At 48.5% G+C, this 1953-nt stretch carries 2 protein-coding genes and 1 pseudogene; 2 read left to right on the plus strand and 1 reads right to left on the minus strand.

Annotated features, from left to right (window positions below; all coding sequences use genetic code 11):
* Window positions 1–70: 70 nt before the first annotated feature.
* A pseudogene (locus EQY_RS27380) lies at window positions 71–247 on the plus strand (PerC family transcriptional regulator); the annotation flags it as partial.
* 129 nt (window positions 248–376) lie between these two features.
* Here the strand turns inward: EQY_RS27380 and EQY_RS27385 are convergent.
* The gene (locus EQY_RS27385) at window positions 377–568 is read right to left on the minus strand and encodes a FaeA/PapI family transcriptional regulator (RefSeq protein ID WP_077629747.1); all 192 of its coding nucleotides are present in this window, start codon (window positions 566–568) and stop codon (window positions 377–379) included.
* A gap of 6 nt (window positions 569–574) precedes the next feature.
* Between EQY_RS27385 and EQY_RS0123635 the strand changes: the two genes are divergently transcribed.
* Window positions 575–1782, plus strand: a protein-coding gene (locus EQY_RS0123635; RefSeq protein WP_085948835.1) for an IS3-like element ISEc48 family transposase whose coding sequence is annotated in 2 segments (ribosomal slippage) — window positions 575–896 and window positions 896–1782 — 1209 coding nt in all. Because the reading frame shifts where the segments join, the coding sequence is not laid out codon by codon here.
* The last annotated feature ends 171 nt before the right edge of the window (window positions 1783–1953 follow it).

A 1953-nucleotide genomic window follows, 5' to 3' on the forward strand; every position in this document is an offset into this window, starting at 1 on the left:
ATATAAAGCTGCAACCTACCGTCAATGTCAAAACAATGGAAGCTGTGCAAAACGGGATGCGTTCATATAAAATACTGAGTACACAGAAGCCCAACGGGAGTGGATGATACAACGGCGGGCATTTTGCCTGGCTCAGATACCTCCCCCGGTATTACCTGAAAAAATTGATATCAGAGAAATAGCCAGAGCCGCTGATAAAACACTGCAGCAAATGGGGATTGCCAGTCCATCCGGAGAAGCATTCAGAGGCTCCGGATGTAAACTTAGTCTCAGGCAGCCCCCAAATACCATCACCTCTCCTGAACAACAAAACAATTTGTCGAAAGCATGAGGCTGAATGGCCTCCTGCTTCCGGAACTGACTGCATCAATACGTCTCACTTTATTGTCCAGATACACCTCTGCCCCTGCCGTTTTTCACTCCGCACTATCTCTCCTTTTTCCTGAAGCTTTGCAAGATAGTATTGCGCCTGATAAACACTTATGAGCTGGCCCCCTGAAATACCAGACAGTAGATGTATCTTAAAATAAGAGATAGGCTTGGATATATGTCTAACACTAGTTCTAATTTTGAGATGGCTGGCGTTTTGTTAGGAAAAGAGGTGCATAAACGTAAAACACCTCAGGAAAAAATCGCAATTATTCAACAAACTATGGAGCCGGGCATGACGGTGTCCCACGTGGCGCGTTTGCATGGAATTCAGCCCAGTCTGTTGTTTAAGTGGAAGAAACAATACCAGGAAGGAAGCCTCACTGCTGTGGCTGCCGGTGAAGACGTTGTTCCTGCTTCTGAACTGGCCGCTGCAATAAAGCAGATTAATCAGCTTCAGCGTTTACTGGGTAAGAAAACCATGGAAGTTGAGATCCTCAAAGAAGCGGTGGAGTATGCACAATCGCGAAAATGGATAGCGCATGTGCCCTTGTTACCTTCGGACAAGGAATAGCCCCGGTAAGCCGTGTTCTGGGCGTGTCACGTGCGCAGTTAACATTACGGATGAAGGCATCTGATAACAAGCCAGATAAACGGCGTCAGAGGCGCGATGAGGCTGCGGATGCAGAAGTCTTATCGCGCATCCTGGATATTATTGGCGATATGCCTGCATACGGGTATCGCCGTGTCTGGGCGATACTCAGGCGGCAGTCCCGAAATGAAGGACTACCGTTCGTGAATGCAAAGCGTGTTTACCGGATAATGAGCGAAAATAGTCTGTTGTTGTTACATGACAAACCATCAAGACGGCAGCGGGAACATAAAGGCCGAATATCGGTGAAGGAAAGCGACCAGCGTTGGTGTTCCGATGGCTTTGAGTTCGGTTGCGATGATGGCGAAAAACTGCGTGTTACGTTCGTCCTGGACTGTTGCGATCGTGAAGCCATAGACTGGGCCGCAAGCACGGGAGGTTACGATAAAGCGACAGTGCAGGATGTGATGTTAGGCGCGATAGAAAAACGCTTTGGCGATAAAGTACCGGAACAGTCCATCCAGTGGCTGACAGATAACGGTTCAGCGTACAGAGCGCATGAAACACGGCAGTTCGCCAGAGAGCTGAATCTGAAGCCCTGCACAACGGCAATCAGTAGCCCTCAGAGTAATGGAATGGCAGAACGGTTCGTGAAAACGATGAAGGAAGACTACATCGCGTTCATGCCGAAACCGAATGTAAGAACGGCATTGCATAACCTTGCAGTGGCGATCGAGCATTACAATGAAAACCATCCGCATAGTGCGTTGGGTTATCGCTCTCCGCGAGAATATCGACGTCAGCGGGTAATGTTAACTTAAGATACAACCCCTGTCTGGAAATAAGGGGGCAAGAACATTCATCGACAGGAATTTAAAACCTGGAAAGATCGAAAAAACACCAGAAAGTGTTAGCGCCAGTGATATAAGACGGTAATGGGGAGTTTGTACTGCCCGGAGTGCGGCACAGTTCACTGGCCGGACGGAGTCCCC

It is taken from the genome of Escherichia sp. TW14182 (assembly GCF_000208525.1).
Classification (GTDB): Bacteria; Pseudomonadota; Gammaproteobacteria; order Enterobacterales; family Enterobacteriaceae; genus Escherichia; species Escherichia ruysiae.